Origin of the sequence: Frigoribacterium sp. PvP054, from assembly GCF_040547465.1 — a bacterium.
Lineage (GTDB): Bacteria > Actinomycetota > Actinomycetes > Actinomycetales > Microbacteriaceae > Frigoribacterium.
In genome coordinates this window covers 1-13,810 of record NZ_JBEPPU010000002.1, presented here as the reverse complement: position 1 = coordinate 13,810, position 13,810 = coordinate 1, and the positions used below count along the sequence as shown (strand labels likewise).

General features: G+C 72.2%; 11 protein-coding genes. 7 read left to right on the top strand and 4 right to left on the bottom strand.

Translation table 11 applies throughout. The features are described from left to right. Positions 1 to 11: 11 nt before the first annotated feature. Positions 12 to 1,361: an ABC transporter permease gene (locus ABID81_RS02870; RefSeq protein ID WP_354593330.1), complete on the bottom strand. Its 1,350-nt coding sequence runs from the start codon at positions 1,359 to 1,361 to the stop codon at positions 12 to 14. A 92-nt stretch (positions 1,362 to 1,453) separates the two neighbouring features. Further along, positions 1,454 to 3,202: a cation:proton antiporter gene (locus ABID81_RS02865; protein ID WP_354593329.1), complete on the bottom strand. Its 1,749-nt coding sequence runs from the start codon at positions 3,200 to 3,202 to the stop codon at positions 1,454 to 1,456. A 144-nt stretch (positions 3,203 to 3,346) separates the two neighbouring features. Between ABID81_RS02865 and ABID81_RS02860 the strand changes: the two genes are divergently transcribed. The 4 genes from ABID81_RS02860 to ABID81_RS02845 all read left to right on the top strand — a co-directional run bounded on the left by ABID81_RS02860 (position 3,347) and on the right by ABID81_RS02845 (position 8,185). Continuing rightward, a complete protein-coding gene (locus ABID81_RS02860; protein ID WP_354593328.1) occupies positions 3,347 to 4,906 on the top strand; it encodes a carboxylesterase/lipase family protein in 1,560 nt (519 codons plus the stop codon). Positions 4,907 to 5,017: 111 nt separating this feature from the next. Then, positions 5,018 to 6,298, top strand: coding sequence for an inorganic phosphate transporter (locus ABID81_RS02855; protein ID WP_354593327.1), 1,281 nt, complete (start codon positions 5,018 to 5,020; stop codon positions 6,296 to 6,298). After that, a complete protein-coding gene (locus ABID81_RS02850; RefSeq protein ID WP_056262781.1) occupies positions 6,298 to 6,507 on the top strand; it encodes a hypothetical protein in 210 nt (69 codons plus the stop codon). Before ABID81_RS02855 ends, ABID81_RS02850 begins: the two co-directional genes overlap by 1 nt. Before the next feature lie 160 nt (positions 6,508 to 6,667). Continuing rightward, positions 6,668 to 8,185: an aspartate ammonia-lyase gene (locus tag ABID81_RS02845; RefSeq protein ID WP_354593326.1), complete on the top strand. Its 1,518-nt coding sequence runs from the start codon at positions 6,668 to 6,670 to the stop codon at positions 8,183 to 8,185. A gap of 101 nt (positions 8,186 to 8,286) precedes the next feature. On the opposite strand, the gene ABID81_RS02840 is transcribed toward ABID81_RS02845, so the two are convergent. Next, a complete protein-coding gene (locus tag ABID81_RS02840) occupies positions 8,287 to 9,420 on the bottom strand; it encodes a YihY/virulence factor BrkB family protein (protein ID WP_354593325.1) in 1,134 nt (377 codons plus the stop codon). 104 nt (positions 9,421 to 9,524) lie between these two features. On the opposite strand from ABID81_RS02840, the gene ABID81_RS02835 reads away from it, so the two are divergent. Continuing rightward, complete coding sequence (locus ABID81_RS02835; RefSeq protein WP_354593324.1) at positions 9,525 to 10,907, top strand: PrsW family intramembrane metalloprotease; 1,383 nt, start codon at positions 9,525 to 9,527, stop codon at positions 10,905 to 10,907. Positions 10,908 to 10,920: 13 nt separating this feature from the next. Here ABID81_RS02835 and ABID81_RS02830 read toward each other — a convergent pair whose 3' ends face one another. Continuing rightward, positions 10,921 to 12,264, bottom strand: a complete 1,344-nt coding sequence (locus tag ABID81_RS02830; RefSeq protein ID WP_354593323.1) for an MFS transporter — start codon at positions 12,262 to 12,264, stop codon at positions 10,921 to 10,923. 228 nt (positions 12,265 to 12,492) lie between these two features. On the opposite strand from ABID81_RS02830, the gene ABID81_RS02825 reads away from it, so the two are divergent. After that, positions 12,493 to 12,867, top strand: coding sequence for an FKBP-type peptidyl-prolyl cis-trans isomerase (locus ABID81_RS02825; RefSeq protein WP_354593322.1), 375 nt, complete (start codon positions 12,493 to 12,495; stop codon positions 12,865 to 12,867). Continuing rightward, entirely contained in the window at positions 12,867 to 13,700 is an 834-nt protein-coding gene (locus tag ABID81_RS02820) for an aldo/keto reductase (protein ID WP_354593321.1), read from the top strand. Before ABID81_RS02825 ends, ABID81_RS02820 begins: the two co-directional genes overlap by 1 nt. Positions 13,701 to 13,810 lie beyond the last annotated feature (110 nt).

The following is a 13,810-nucleotide window of genomic DNA, read 5'->3' as shown; positions in this document are numbered from 1 at the left end:
CGGGCACCTCGTCAGCGGACGCTGCCCTCGTCTCGACCGAGGGACGGCGACGTGACCCGTCCGTCCGCCACGACGCGGACGGGCCGCGTCGAGAGCTCGTCGGCCTCGAGGCCGCCGGGTGCCCCGAGGAACATGTCCCCCCGCTCGGCCGGGTCGCCCAGGTCGTCGCGTTCGTGCACCGGGATCGTGTTGATCGTGCCCGTGTCGGTCGCCACCAGCCCGTGCCGGGCGAGGACCTCGTCGCGCTCGCGGGTCAAGAACTCTCGGTTGGCGTTCTGCGCGTCGGCGAACATCGTGGTGCGGCCCGACACGATCCGGGCGATGCGACGGTTCTCCCACCAGCGCTTGCCCACGATCATCAGCACGACGCCCAGCGCGGCGTAGCAGAGCATCATCGTGACGCCGCGCTCGTAGCCGGGGCCCACCCCGTACAACACGCGCTTGAGCATCTCGGTGATGCCGCTGCCGACCACCACGGCGTTCAGCCAGGCGAACGGCTGCGGCATGAACCAGGCCGGGTACGCGGCTCCGGACGACGGCATCGACAGGAAGACGAAGACGATCATCGCGGGCAGGGCCACGAACCGGCCCACGAAGTAGCTGATCCCGTTGACGGCCAGGCCGATCGCGATGATCCAGGCCCAGGCGATGAAGAAGAGGGGCACGAAGTGGCCGTCGACGGCGCCGATCACGGGCCCGGCGAGCACGTTCGTCACGAGCGAGATCACGCCGCCCCCGACGCCGATGACCGTCATGCGGGTGCGGTGGCGCAGCGGCGCACCCATCAGCCCGATGAACATCGCCACCATGTAGCCCCCGATGCACCACGAGAGCATCAGGTACATCGACACCGTGCCGTACTCGTCGTTCGGGGGCAGCGGAGCGAGGTCGGTGACGGTGGGCGTGACGCCCTCGGCCTCGAGCACCGGCGTGATCGTCGCGGGGATCAGGGCGGCGACCTGGTACTGGTGGGCGCTCGCCGTGTAGATCGTCGTGTCCGCGGGGTCGTACGCGACGGCGACGTGGCCGGCGAGGACCGCCTGCTCGGCCTCGTCGGCCGACGCGTAGGCGCGGACGTCGATCACGCCGGGCCGTGCCTCGTCCAGGCTCGTCTGCAGCTCGGCGGCGGCCGAGGACGACCCGACGACGGCCACGGGGACGTCGTGCGGGTGGGGTGCGTGGAAGGCCGCGATGTAGCAGAGGCAGAAACCGACGATGAAGAACAGCGGCAGCCAGAGCTGCAGGCCGATCAGCTGCAGGGACGGGTGCAGGGTCGAGTACCAGCGGCGGTACCGTCCGAGCTCGGGTTTCGAGGGTCCGCCCGCGCCGCCGGTCACCGTCTCGTCCGTCGTGGTCGCCACCGTGCCGTGTCCCTTCGTCGTCCGCGGGCCGTCCGTCTCGCCGCCGATGCCGCTCACGATACGCCGGGCGGCGGCCCGGCCCCGTGCGCGCGTCACGACCTCGTGCTCGTGAAGGCCGAGGTGTCCATGGCGAGCTCCTCGGCGTCGAGGCCGAGCAGCACGCGTCGCATCACCTCTTCGTCGACGTTGCCCGCGTCCCGCTCGCGCAGCACGACCTCGCGGCGCTTGGCGAGCAGCTCGCGGCGGATCGTCCCGAGGGCCTGGGGCGCCGCTCGGCGGCGGGCGCGCTGGGCGTCGGTCGCCCCCGAGGCGCCTCGTTCGTCGGCGTCGTCCAGGGCCGTGCGCTGCAGGGCGTCGTTCTGGCGCAGCAGCCGTGTCGTCGAGAGGGTCACGGCCCGTTCGGTCAGCTCGACCCCCCACCGTCGTTCCCACTCGCCGCGGCGTTCGGCCACGTAGGCCATCGTCTCGTCGGTGCTCGACGAGAAGACGGCCAGCTCGGCGGCCAGGTCGCGGTCGCGTTGGGTCTCGTCACGCACCCCCAGCACCCGGATGACGAACGGCAGCGTCAACCCCTGCAGCAACAGGGTGCCGACCGTGACGATGAACGCGATGAGGAACATCGTGTCGCGCGCGGGCACGGGGATGCTCGACTCGGTGACCGCCGGGATCGACACGGCGGCGGCCAGGGTGACCACGCCGCGCATGCCGGTCCACGAGATGACGGTCAGCTGTCGCCAGTCCATCCGGGGCTGCGGGTGGTACCGCACGGTCCGCAAGGCGGGCGCACGGCGGAGCCGACGCAGGGCCGGCACCCGCCGGAGCTTCCGCAGCACCGTCGACAAGAACAGGTACCGGCCCGCGCGGGCGGCATGGTACGTCCCGAAGACGAAGGCCGGTCGCACGAGCACGACCACCGCCAGGACGGCCAGCGCGACGCCCACGCTCTCGCCGAGGCCCCGCTCGCTCTCGCTGACGTCGAGCACGACGGCCCGGAGTTGCAGGCCGATCAGCGCGAACACGAAGCCCTCGAGCACCACGTCGGCGGCCGACCAGAACGGGCGCTCCTGCAACCGCGTCGCGTAGCCCGTGCGGGGCGAGTTGAAGCCGACGTAGAGGCCCGCGGCGACGACGGCCAGCACGCCGGAACCGCTCAGCTCCTCGGCGGCGACGTAGGCGATGAAGGGCAACAGCAGGCCGATGACGTTCTCGACCACGGGGTCGTCAATGCGCACGCGCACCCGGTGCGCGACGAGACCCAGGGTCAGGCCGACGGCCACCCCCACGCCGATCGCGAGTCCGAAGATGCCGAGGTCGTCCCACAGGGTCAGGCTCGCCCCGCCCACGATGGCGAGGAAGACCTTGACGAGCGTCAGCGACGCCGCGTCGTTGATCAGGCTCTCGCCCGAGAGCACGGTCATGACCTTCCGCGGCAGGCCGAGCTTGCGGCCGATGGCGGCCGCCGACACGGCGTCGGGAGGCGCGACCACGGCCCCGACGAGCAGTGCGGCCGGCAGCGTCATGTCGGGGATCATCACGTAGGCGACCCCTCCGACGGCGAACGCCGTCACGACCACGGCGCCCACGCCGAGCCGGGCGATCTGCACGCGGCTCTCCCGGAAGTTCAGCAGCGACACGTCGAGGGCGGCCGAGTAGAGCAGCGGCGGCAGCACCACCGTCAGGATGACCTCGGAGTCGATCTCGATGTCGGGCACTCCGGGGACCAGCGACACCAGCAGGGCGATGCCCACCGTCAGCAGCGGAGCGGGCAGGCCCCTCCAGCGGGCGAAGGCGGTCACGACGAGCGACCCGGTCAAGATGATCAGCAGCTCGCCGAGTTCCATGTGAGCCGGGCTCCGTCCAGTCGTCGCGAGCAGCCGTACGGCGTGCACCGACTGCAAAGTTCGTCCCATCCTCCCAGGCGCCCCCTAGGAGAACGTCGGGTGAACGCGCGCGGCGGGCGGCCGGAGCCCCCGTAACATCGCCCCGTGACCGCACAGCCCCGGGTGACGGCCCCGGCCCCCGACCTCGTCCGCACCACCCGCTCCGGCGAGGTCCGCGGCGTGCGGGAGCGCGACGTGCTCGCCTGGCGCGGCATCCCGTTCGCGGCACCACCCGTGGGGCGCCTCCGGTTCCGGGCTCCCCAGCCGCCCGTGCCGTGGGCCGGGGTCCGCGACGCCAGTCGGTTCGGGCCGGCCGCGCCGCAGGACCGCGTGCAGTTCGTCGGCGTCGACGCGACGACCCCGCTGAGCGAGGACTGCCTGACGCTGAACGTGATCGCACCCGACGGCACGGCACCGGGTGACGGGCTGCCCGTGCTCGTCTTCGTCCACGGAGGCGCGTACAGCGTGGGTTCGTCGCGCGAGTTCCCGAGGCAGGGTGAGACGCTCGTCCGCGAGGGCGGCATCGTCTACGTCAGCCTCAACTACCGACTGGGCGCGTTCGGCTACCTCGACTTCAGCCACTGGGCGACCGACGACCGGCCGTTCGACTCGAACCTCGGCCTCCGCGACCAGGTGGCCGCCCTCGAGTGGGTCCGCGACAACGTCGCCGCGTTCGGCGGCGACCCCGACCGCGTCACCCTGTCGGGCGAGAGCTCGGGCGGAAACGCCGTCACCACCCTGATGACGGTGCCCCGCGCTCGCGGGCTCTTCCGAGGCGTCGTCGCCCAGAGCGCCCCGCCCAACGCGATCTACCCTCCGGCCGTGACGCAGCGCTGGGCGGGGGAGTTCCTCGAGCTGCTGGCCCACGACCTCTCCGACGACGACCTCGAGGCCACGAGCGTCGACGACGCGGCCGACCTGTTGGCCGGGGCACCGACGACGGCGATCGTCCGGGCCGCCAGTCGACTCCAGCTGCGCACCCCCGACGAGGACCCCGGCACCATCTGCTTCAGCCCGGTCATCGACGGCGACTTCCTGCCGGAGCGCCCCCTCGACGCCTTCAAGGCGGGCCGGGCCCACCCGGTGCCCCTCGTCATCGGCACGAACGACCGCGAGGGCTCGGTGTTCACCGGGCGCCGCGACATCCTCGCCACGACGAAGCCGCGCATCCGGGCGATCTTCGCCGCGACCGAGAAGAAGGCGCGCAAGGCGATCAAGCGGCACTACCCCGGCCTGCCCGACCGGCCGGCCGCCCTCGACTTCGGCGGGGACTACGCGTTCTGGTTCCCGAGCGTGAAGGTCGCCGAGCGCCATGCCGTGCACCAGGACGTGCGCTTCTACCGTTTCGACGCGACGACGCGCATCTTGCGCACGGTCGGGGTGGACGCCTTCCACGGCCTCGAGCTCTGGGCGATCTACGACCGCATGGGGTCGGCGTTCGGCTGGGCGATGAGCCTGCTCGGCGGTCGGCGGGCGTTCCTCCGCACCGCCGCACGGACGCGGTCCCGTTGGCTCGAGTTCGTGCGCACGGGTGCCGTCGCCGACTGGCCGACCTACGACCCCCATCGTCGGCGCACGTTGATCATCGACGTGCGCGACCGGGTCGAGCACGACCCGCGGGGCGAGCGGCGGCGGGCCTGGCAGGACTTCGTGCCGCACGTCTGAGTCGCGCGCCCGGGGCGTCGACGGGACCGCGTCACCCGCCGTCCACCGGGATGTACCCCGCGGGACACCGTCGAGTTGACCCGCGTCCACCCACCTGTGACACTCGGGCCGGTGGACATCACACTCATCGTCGTCCTGGTCATCGCGTTGGCGCTCTTCTTCGACTTCACGAACGGGTTCCACGACACGGCCAACGCCATGGCGACCCCGATCGCGACCGGTGCGATGAAGCCCAAGGTCGCCGTGACGGTCGCCGCGGTCCTCAACCTCGTGGGGGCCTTCCTCAGCACCGAGGTGGCCAAGACCGTCTCCGGCGGCATCATCCGTGAAGGCGACGGCGGGGTGCAGATCACCCCCGAGATGATCTTCGCCGGGCTCATCGGCGCCGTCGTCTGGAACATGTTCACCTGGCTCCGCGGCCTGCCGTCGAGTTCGTCGCACGCCCTCTTCGGCGGCCTGATCGGGGCCGCCATCGTCGGTGCCGGCTTGGGGTCGGTCGACTTCGGCGTCGTGCTGTCGAAGGTCGTGCTGCCCGCCCTGCTCGCCCCGCTGATCGCCGGGGTGGTCGGCTACACGGCCACGCGACTGGCCTACACGATCACCCGTCGCCGCGACGACAAGAGCGAGCGCGGCGGGTTCCGCTACGGCCAGATCTTCACGTCGTCGCTGGTCGCCCTGGCCCACGGCACGAACGACGCGCAGAAGACCATGGGCGTCATCACGCTGACCCTCATCGCGGGCGGGTTGCTCACGCCCGACTCGGGCCCGCCGTTCTGGGTGGTCGTCGTCTGCGCCTTCGCCATCGCGCTGGGCACGTACACCGGCGGCTGGCGGATCATCCAGACCATGGGCGGCGGGCTGACCGAGGTCAAGCCCACGCAGGGCTTCTCGGCCGAGGCGTCGACCACCGCGACCGTGCTCGCCTCGAGCCACCTGGGCTTCGCCCTGTCGACCACGCAGGTGGCCAGCGGGTCCATCATCGGCGCGGGTCTCGGGCGTCGGGGGTCGAAGATCCAGTGGGGCACGGCGGGCAAGATCGTCGTCGCCTGGTTCATCACCCTGCCCGCGTCGGCCGCCGTCGGGGCCGTCGCCGCCCTGATCGCCACGCTCGGCGTCACCGGCCTCGTGATCGACGCGGCCGTCGGAGCGGTCGTCATCGCCGGCATCTTCGTCGTGTCGCGCCGCCGACCCCACGACCAGGGCTCGGCGATCGAGGTCGACGTGGCCGCCACCTCGGTGCTGTCCCGTCGTCGTGCCCGGCGTGCCGTTCGCAAGGGCCGCGTCGACACCCCGGCGTCCGGCGTCGAGGCCCCGTTCGTGCGCATGGACGACCCGCCCGAGCCCGTCGTCGCTCCCCGCGGCGTGACGACGACCGACGACGAGGTGCGCTGATGATCGACTGGTCCGCCTTCGTCGTGGTCGCGCTCGTCGCCCTCTTCTCGGCCGCGGCGCTCGTGTCGCTCTACTCCCTCGGCCTGCGCCTCCTGACCGTCGAGGGTCGCACGACGGCCCGGACCGCCGCCGGGTACGCGTGCTTCGTGGTCTGCGCCCTCGGCGTGCTCTACGGCATCTACCTCATCGTCCCGGGCTTCCACCGCTGACCCCGACGTCGGTGTCGTCTCGTCCCCAGGGCGCGGGCGTCCCCGACGACGGCAGCCGCGCCTCCTCGGAACCACCGGCCCCCGGCCCCGCCGGTAGGCTCGACGGAAGCGTCCGGTCGACGACGACCGGGCCCCGACTGACGACGGAGGCGCACCACACGTGACGACCCAGACAGCAGCACCGACCCGCACCGAGACCGATTCGCTGGGCAGCCGAGAGGTCCCCGCCGACGTCTACTGGGGCATCCACACCGCCCGGGCCCTCGAGAACTTCCCGATCTCGCAGCGACCCATCTCGGTCTACCCCGACCTCGTCACGGCCCTCGCGCTCGTCAAGCAGGCGGCGGCCCGCGCCAACGTCGAGATCGGCGTGCTCGACCCCGTCAAGGCCGGGGCGATCGAGCGGGCCTGCGAAGAGATCCGCGGCGGGGCGTTGCACGACCAGTTCGCCGTCGGGGTCATCCAGGGCGGCGCGGGCACGTCCACGAACATGAACAGCAACGAGGTCATCGCCAACCGGGCCCTCGAACTGCTCGGGCACGCCAAGGGCGAGTACCGACACCTGCACCCGATCGACGACGTCAACCGCAGCCAGAGCACCAACGACACCTACCCCACCTCGATCAAGATCGCGATGGTGCTCACCCTGCGCCGTCTGCTGGTCGAGCTCGACCTGCTCGCCGACTCGTTCGCGGCCAAGGGTGACGAGTTCCACGACGTGCTCAAGGTCGGCCGGACGCAGCTGCAGGACGCCGTGCCGATGACGCTCGGGCAGGAGTTCACCGGCTTCGCGCACACCCTGGCCGAAGACGTGCAGCGACTGCGCGACGTCGTGCCGTTGCTCGGCGAGATCAACCTCGGGGCGACCGCGATCGGCACCGGCATCACCGCCGACCCGCTCTACGCCGACGCCGTCCGACGTCATCTCAGCACGCTCTCGGGCATGGACCTCGTCACGGCGCCCGACCTCATCGAGGCGACGAGCGACACCGGCGTCTTCATGACCCTGAGCGGCGCCCTGAAGCGCAGCGCCATCAAGCTGTCGAAGATCTGCAACGACCTGCGCCTGCTGTCGTCCGGCCCGCAGGCCGGCATCAGCGAGATCACGCTGCCGCCGCGCCAGGCCGGGTCGTCCATCATGCCGGGCAAGGTGAACCCGGTGATCCCCGAGGTCGTGAACCAGGTGGCGTTCTCGGTCGCCGGGGCCGACGTCACCGTGACGATGGCCGCCGAGGCGGGGCAGTTGCAACTGAACGCCTTCGAGCCGGTCATCACGCACTCGGTCATGCAGAGCCTGCAGTGGATGACCTACGCCTGCCAGACGCTGCGGGTCAACTGCGTCGACGGCATCGAGGCCAACCGTGCCCGGCTCACCCAGCAGGTCGAGACGAACGTCGGCAGCGTGACGGCGCTGACGCCCTACATCGGCTACACCGCGGCGGCGGCCATCGCCCACACCGCCCTGACCACGAACGCGGCCATCGCCCCGCTCGTGGTCGCGGCCGGCCTGATGACCGACGAGCAGGTGCGCAAGGTGCTCTCGCCCGCACGGCTCTCGGGCCTGGCACCCATCACCAGCGCGATCCCGGTCATCGACGTCGACGACCCCGCCGCGGCCGTGGCCCGGGCCGCCAACACCTCGGGTGCGCGCAACCCGGGCGACGAGACCGCCGGCTGAGGCGACCCCGCCGAGGAGGCGCGGTGCCCGTCGACCGGCACCGCGCCTCCTGCAGGTGGGAACGGCCCGTCGTCACGCACGGGCGGGCCCGTCGTGCCCGGCTACGACGTCGAGGGGGCGTGGCTCGTGGGATCGACCTGGTCGACCCGACCGGCCGCCGACGGCCGTTCGTCGGCCGGTCGGTCGCGGTCGGCCCGCAGGTGCACGAGCCGGAGGTCGTCGGGCTCGAGCACGCCCCCGTTCTCGCGCAGCGCCCGTTCGCGGATGCGCCGGCCGACCCGGACGTCCCAGGCCAGGTTGCGGGCGAGGATGTGGTTGCGGGCCGTGTCGCGCAACGGGAGGGGGATGACCTCTTCCGCCTGCACCCCGCGGCGCAGCTGGCGCAGGCGGAGGATCTCGCTGTCGAGTTCGCCCCCGATGACGAGGACGAAGTTGCTGATGTACGCGTAGAGCAGCACGACCACGACGCCGCCGACCCAGCCGTAGAACCGGTCGTAGTTCGAGACCGTCGCCACGTAGACCGCGAAGCCCAGGGTCGCGATCGCCCACCCGCCGAGGGCGACCGTGGCACCGTACGACACCCAGCGCAGGCGGGGCGGTCGCACGTTGGGGGTGAAGAAGTAGAGCATCGCGACCGAGAGCACGGCCAGGGCGACGAGCACCGGCCACTTGCCCACGTTGTAGAGGTCGGTCCACGGGCGGCCGATGCCGAACCGGGCGGCGACGGCGTCGCTGAGGGTGGGCGTCACGAGCAGGATCACCGCGATCGCGGCGAACGACACCATCAGCACCACGGTGACGATCATCATGTGCCCGCGGAACTTCCAGATGCGGCGACCCTCCTCGACCTCGTAGGCCGTGTTCATCGCTCGCCCGAAGGCCGTCGTGTAGGCCGACAGCGACCACAGGGTGAGCCAGAGGCCGATGCCGAAGGCGACGCCGGGGTTCGAGAGGCTCAGCATCTGCTCGAGCGGCCAGCGCAGCGTCTCGATCGCGTCGGGGGTCAGGACGTACCGGGCCACCGCGAGGATCTCGTCCACGGCGTCACCGTCGTCGACGAAGAGGGCGACGCCCGAGACGAGGGCCAGGGCGCCCGGCACCAGGGCGAGCATCGAGAAGAAGGTGAGCGACCCCGCGGCGTCGATCGTGCGGTGCCGCAGGAAGTCGTGCCAGACCCGCATCACCACGTAGCGGAACAGCGACGGGTCCTCGGGAAGGGAACGCGTCGTGGGCATCCTGCGAGATTACCGGGCCGGGCGCGCCGGTGCGCCCGGCCCCGGCCGCCAGGCCTGCCCCGGCTGCCCGCGCCGACCCCGGGCCCAGCCCGTAGGGTCGGGGCATGAGCTCGTCCGAGTCCCGGGGCGTCGGGCACGACGCGTACGGACGCCCCCTGACGCCCTACGTCGTCCCCGCCGGCACCGCGGCCGGTCAGTCGACCGGCCTGGCCCGTCCGGTGCTCGGCCCGGCCGCGAATCCCGAACCGGTCTGGTACCCGGTGCAACCCGTGTTCGTGCAGCCCGCCCCCAGGCGGCGGGTCGCCAGCGCCGTCGCGCTCGCCGTGGGCTTCACCGTGATCGGCACGTTCGCCGTGGCCGTGGGCCTGTACTTCCTGATCTTCGTCCAGCCAGCGGTGCTGCTCGCGGGCAGCCTGCTCGCCTTCGTCCCCCTGGCGATCGTGCTGGTCGGCATCTGGCTCGTCGACCGGTGGGAGCCCGAGCCCCGCGTGGCGCTGCTCTTCGCCTTCCTGTGGGGTGCCGCCGTGGCCGTCGGCACGGCCCTGATCGTGGACGTCGCCCTGACGACGGCGCGGGCGGCCCTCGGCGTCCGGTCGAGCGGACTCGAGGACGTGCTCGGGGCGGTCGTCCAGGCGCCGCTGGTCGAGGAGGGGGCGAAGGGGTTCGGCGTGCTGCTCGTGCTGTGGATCTTCCGACGCCACTTCGACGGCCCGGTCGACGGCATCGTGTACGCGGCGACCGTCGCCGCGGGCTTCGCCTTCGTCGAGAACATCCAGTACTTCGCCCTGCAGGTCGGCGAGGACCTCGCGACCGGCAGCCAGGGCCTGGCGTACGTCTTCTTCGTGCGGGCCCTCATGTCGCCCTTCGCCCACGTCATGTACACCGCCTGCACGGGCTTCGCCCTCGGCCTCGCCGCGCGACGGACCGGCCCGTACGGCGCGATCGGCTGGTTCTTCGTCGGCCTCGTGCCCGCGGCGGGGCTGCACGCGCTCTGGAACGGCGCGCTCTTCGTGGTGGGTGACGGCTTCTTCGCCTACTACCTGCTGGTGCAGGTGCCGATCTTCGTGGCCATGGTGCTGCTCGTGGTGTTCCTCCGGCGCAACGAGCGGCGCGTGACGCACGACCGGCTCGCCGAGTACGCGGCCGTGGGCTGGTTCAGCGCCGACGAGGTCGGCATGCTGTCGTCCAGCGCCGGTCGACGCCGGGCGAGGTCGTGGGCGGCGTCCCGGGGCATCCGCCCCGCGATGACGGTCTTCATCTCGAACGCGACGAGGCTGGCCTTCACCCGCCAGCGACTGGTCAAGGGGCGACGTGCCCTCGACGCGGCGGTGCAGCGTGACGAGGCCGAACTGCTCGACGCCCTGTCCGCGAGCCGCCTGGCGTTGCAGGCACCGCCCGCGGCCTTCGTCGGCTACCCGCAGCACCCGGGCTGGCTGCCGCAGGTGCCGCCGCACCCGGGGTCCCCGCAGTCGGGGCCCGGCTGGTGACCCGCACCGCGACTCAGGGCGTCGGCGCCTCGGCGTCGTAGCGGCCGAACGCGGGCGTGAGCCGCGCGACGAGCGCGACGAGTGCCACGACGAGCAGTCCGCCGAGCAGGGGCGGCCAGAAGACGGCGATGCCCGCGACCAGGCCGACGAACAGGTCGCCCACCCGCGGGCCGCCGGTCACCACGACGATGAAGATGCCCTGCAGGCGCCCTCGCATGGCGTCGGGCGCGGCCGACTGCAAGATGGTCGAGCGGAAGATCGAACTGACGTTGTCGCTGGCGCCCGCCCCGGCGAGGGCGACGGCCGCCCCGCCGAGGGCCACCAGGTTCGCCTGGTCGAGCCCGGCCGTGACGCTGCCCCCGTGCGCCGGCGTGACGAGCAGCACGACGCCGAAGGCCGCGATGCACAGGCCGTACGCGGTGATGGCCCACCGCACGGCGACGCCCTGCCGGCGCACGTGGCCGAGGCGTCCCGAGAAGACGCTGCTGAGCAGGGCTCCCACCGCGAACGAGGCGGAGAGCACGCCGACCGTCACCGCGCCTCCTCCGATCACGAGGGTGCCGACCACCGGGTAGAGCACCCGGGGCATGCCGAAGGTCATCGCCACGACGTCCATCACGAAGGTCGTGCGGATGTTGGGCGACCGCTTCAAGAAGGCCAGGCCGAAGCGCAACGACTCGAGGCCGGGGCGCTGGGTCTCGCCCTCCGGCCGGATCGGCGGCAGCGTGACGATGCCGAGGAACGCCGTCGAGAACAGCACGACGTCGACGGTGTAGGTCAGCGGGAACCCCACGCTCGCGACCAGGACGCCGGCCAGGGCCGGCCCGACGGTCAGCATGAGCCCCATGCTGATGCCGCCGAGGGCCGAGGCGGCCGGCAGCAGTTCTCGGGGCAGGAGGCGCGGCACGATCGAGGCGCGGGAGGTCGCGATCATCGTGCCCGCGACGGCGTTCACCGTCGTGAGCAGGTACAGCAGCCACACCTCGTGCAGGCCGAGGTAGGCGTGCAGCGCGATGGCCGCGGTCGACAGCCAGGCGAACACCGCGGCCACGAGGGCGACCTTGCGACGGTCGAACGCGTCGGCGAGCATGCCGCCGTAGAGCCCCGCGAGGATCATCGGCACGAGCGAGACGACGCCGACCAGGGCGACCGCGAAGGTCGAGCGGGTGATCTCGAAGATCTCGAGGCCGACGGCCACGAGCGTGAGCTGGGTGCCGATGCCGCTGATGGCGCTGCCCGCGAAGAGCCGGGCGAAGGCGGGGCTCGTGCGGAGCGGCGTCACGTCGACGACGAGGGGGCGGCGGACGGGCGCGACGGGGCGTGGCGACGAGGGGGGCGGGGGCGGGGTGGCGGTCAAGCTGCCATTCTTGCCGATCGTGCAGCATTCCGCGGACCCGGGGGGCGTCGCGGGCACCGTGCGACGCCGTCGGCCGATTTGGCGTCCCCGGGTGGTCGGAGTAGCGTCCATGTGTTCGCATCGATGATTCGGTCTCGGTGCGGACGTCGGGTCGGCTCCTCGAGCCTCGCAGGGAGGACGCGAGCAGCCGACCCGCCCCCTCGCCGCGTCGGTGGTTGGATGGTCGGCATGACCCACGACCCCCAGACCAAGCCCGAGATCGACGCCCCGACCGGCCCCGCCCCCACCGAGTTGACGATCACCGACGTGACCGTCGGCGACGGTGACGAGGCGCGGTCGAGCTCGACCGTCGACGTCCACTACCTCGGCGTCGAGTACGACTCCGGCGAAGAGTTCGATTCGTCGTGGAGCCGCGGCGAATCCGTCAACTTCCCGCTGCAGGCGCTCGTCCGCGGGTGGCAGGAGGGCATCCCCGGCATGAAGGTCGGCGGACGCCGTGAACTCGTCGTCCCGCCGCACCTGGCCTACGGCCCCGCCGGTGGCGGGCACCCGCTCTCGGGCAAGACCCTGATCTTCGTCATCGACCTGCTCGGCGTCAGCTGATGACGGTCGCCCCGTCGGTCGGCCTCAACGACGGCCGCACGCTGCCGCAACTCGGACTCGGCACCTACGGGCTGAACGGCGACGAGGGCACGACGCAGGTCGTCCAGGCGATCTCGTCGGGCTACCGTCTGCTCGACACGGCGCTGAACTACGGCAACGAGGCGGCCGTCGGGGCGGCGGTCCGCCAGAGCGACGTGCCCCGCGACGACCTCGTCGTCACGACGAAGCTGCCCGGTCGGCACCACGGCTACGACGAGACGCTGGCGAGCTTCGACGAGAGTCGGGCGAACCTCGGGCTCGACTTCGTCGACCTCTACCTGATCCACTGGCCGTTGCCTCGCATCGACAAGTACGTCGACACCTTCAAGGCGTTCGTCCGCCTGCAAGAAGACGGTCTCGTGGGCTCGGTCGGCGTCTCGAACTTCACGGCCGAACACCTGCAGCGCGTCGCCGACGAGACGGGCGTGGTGCCCGCCGTCAACCAGGTCGAGCTGCACCCGTACTTCCCGCAGGCCGAGCTGCGTGCCGTGCACGAGAGCATGGGCATCGTCACCGAGAGCTGGAGCCCGCTCGCCAAGCAGAGCGAACTGCTCCAGGAGGCGCGGGTCACCGAGATCGCGCGAGCCCACGGCAAGACGCCCACGCAGGTCGTCCTCCGCTGGCACGTCCAGCTCGGGGCCGTCCCCGTGCCGAAGTCGGCCGACCCCGGCCGCCAGCGGGAGAACCTCGACGTGTTCGACTTCGAGCTCACGCCGGACGAGGTCGAGTCGCTCAACGGCCTCGAGCGCGGCCGCCTGTGGGACGGCGACCCGCTGACCCACGAGGAGTTCTGACCGGCTCGCCGACGCGACCCCCCGGGAGGGGGGGGGGGGGGGGCCCCCCCCCCCGCCCCCCCCCCCCCCCGCCCCCCCCCCCCCCCCCCCCCCCCCCCCCCCCCCCCCCC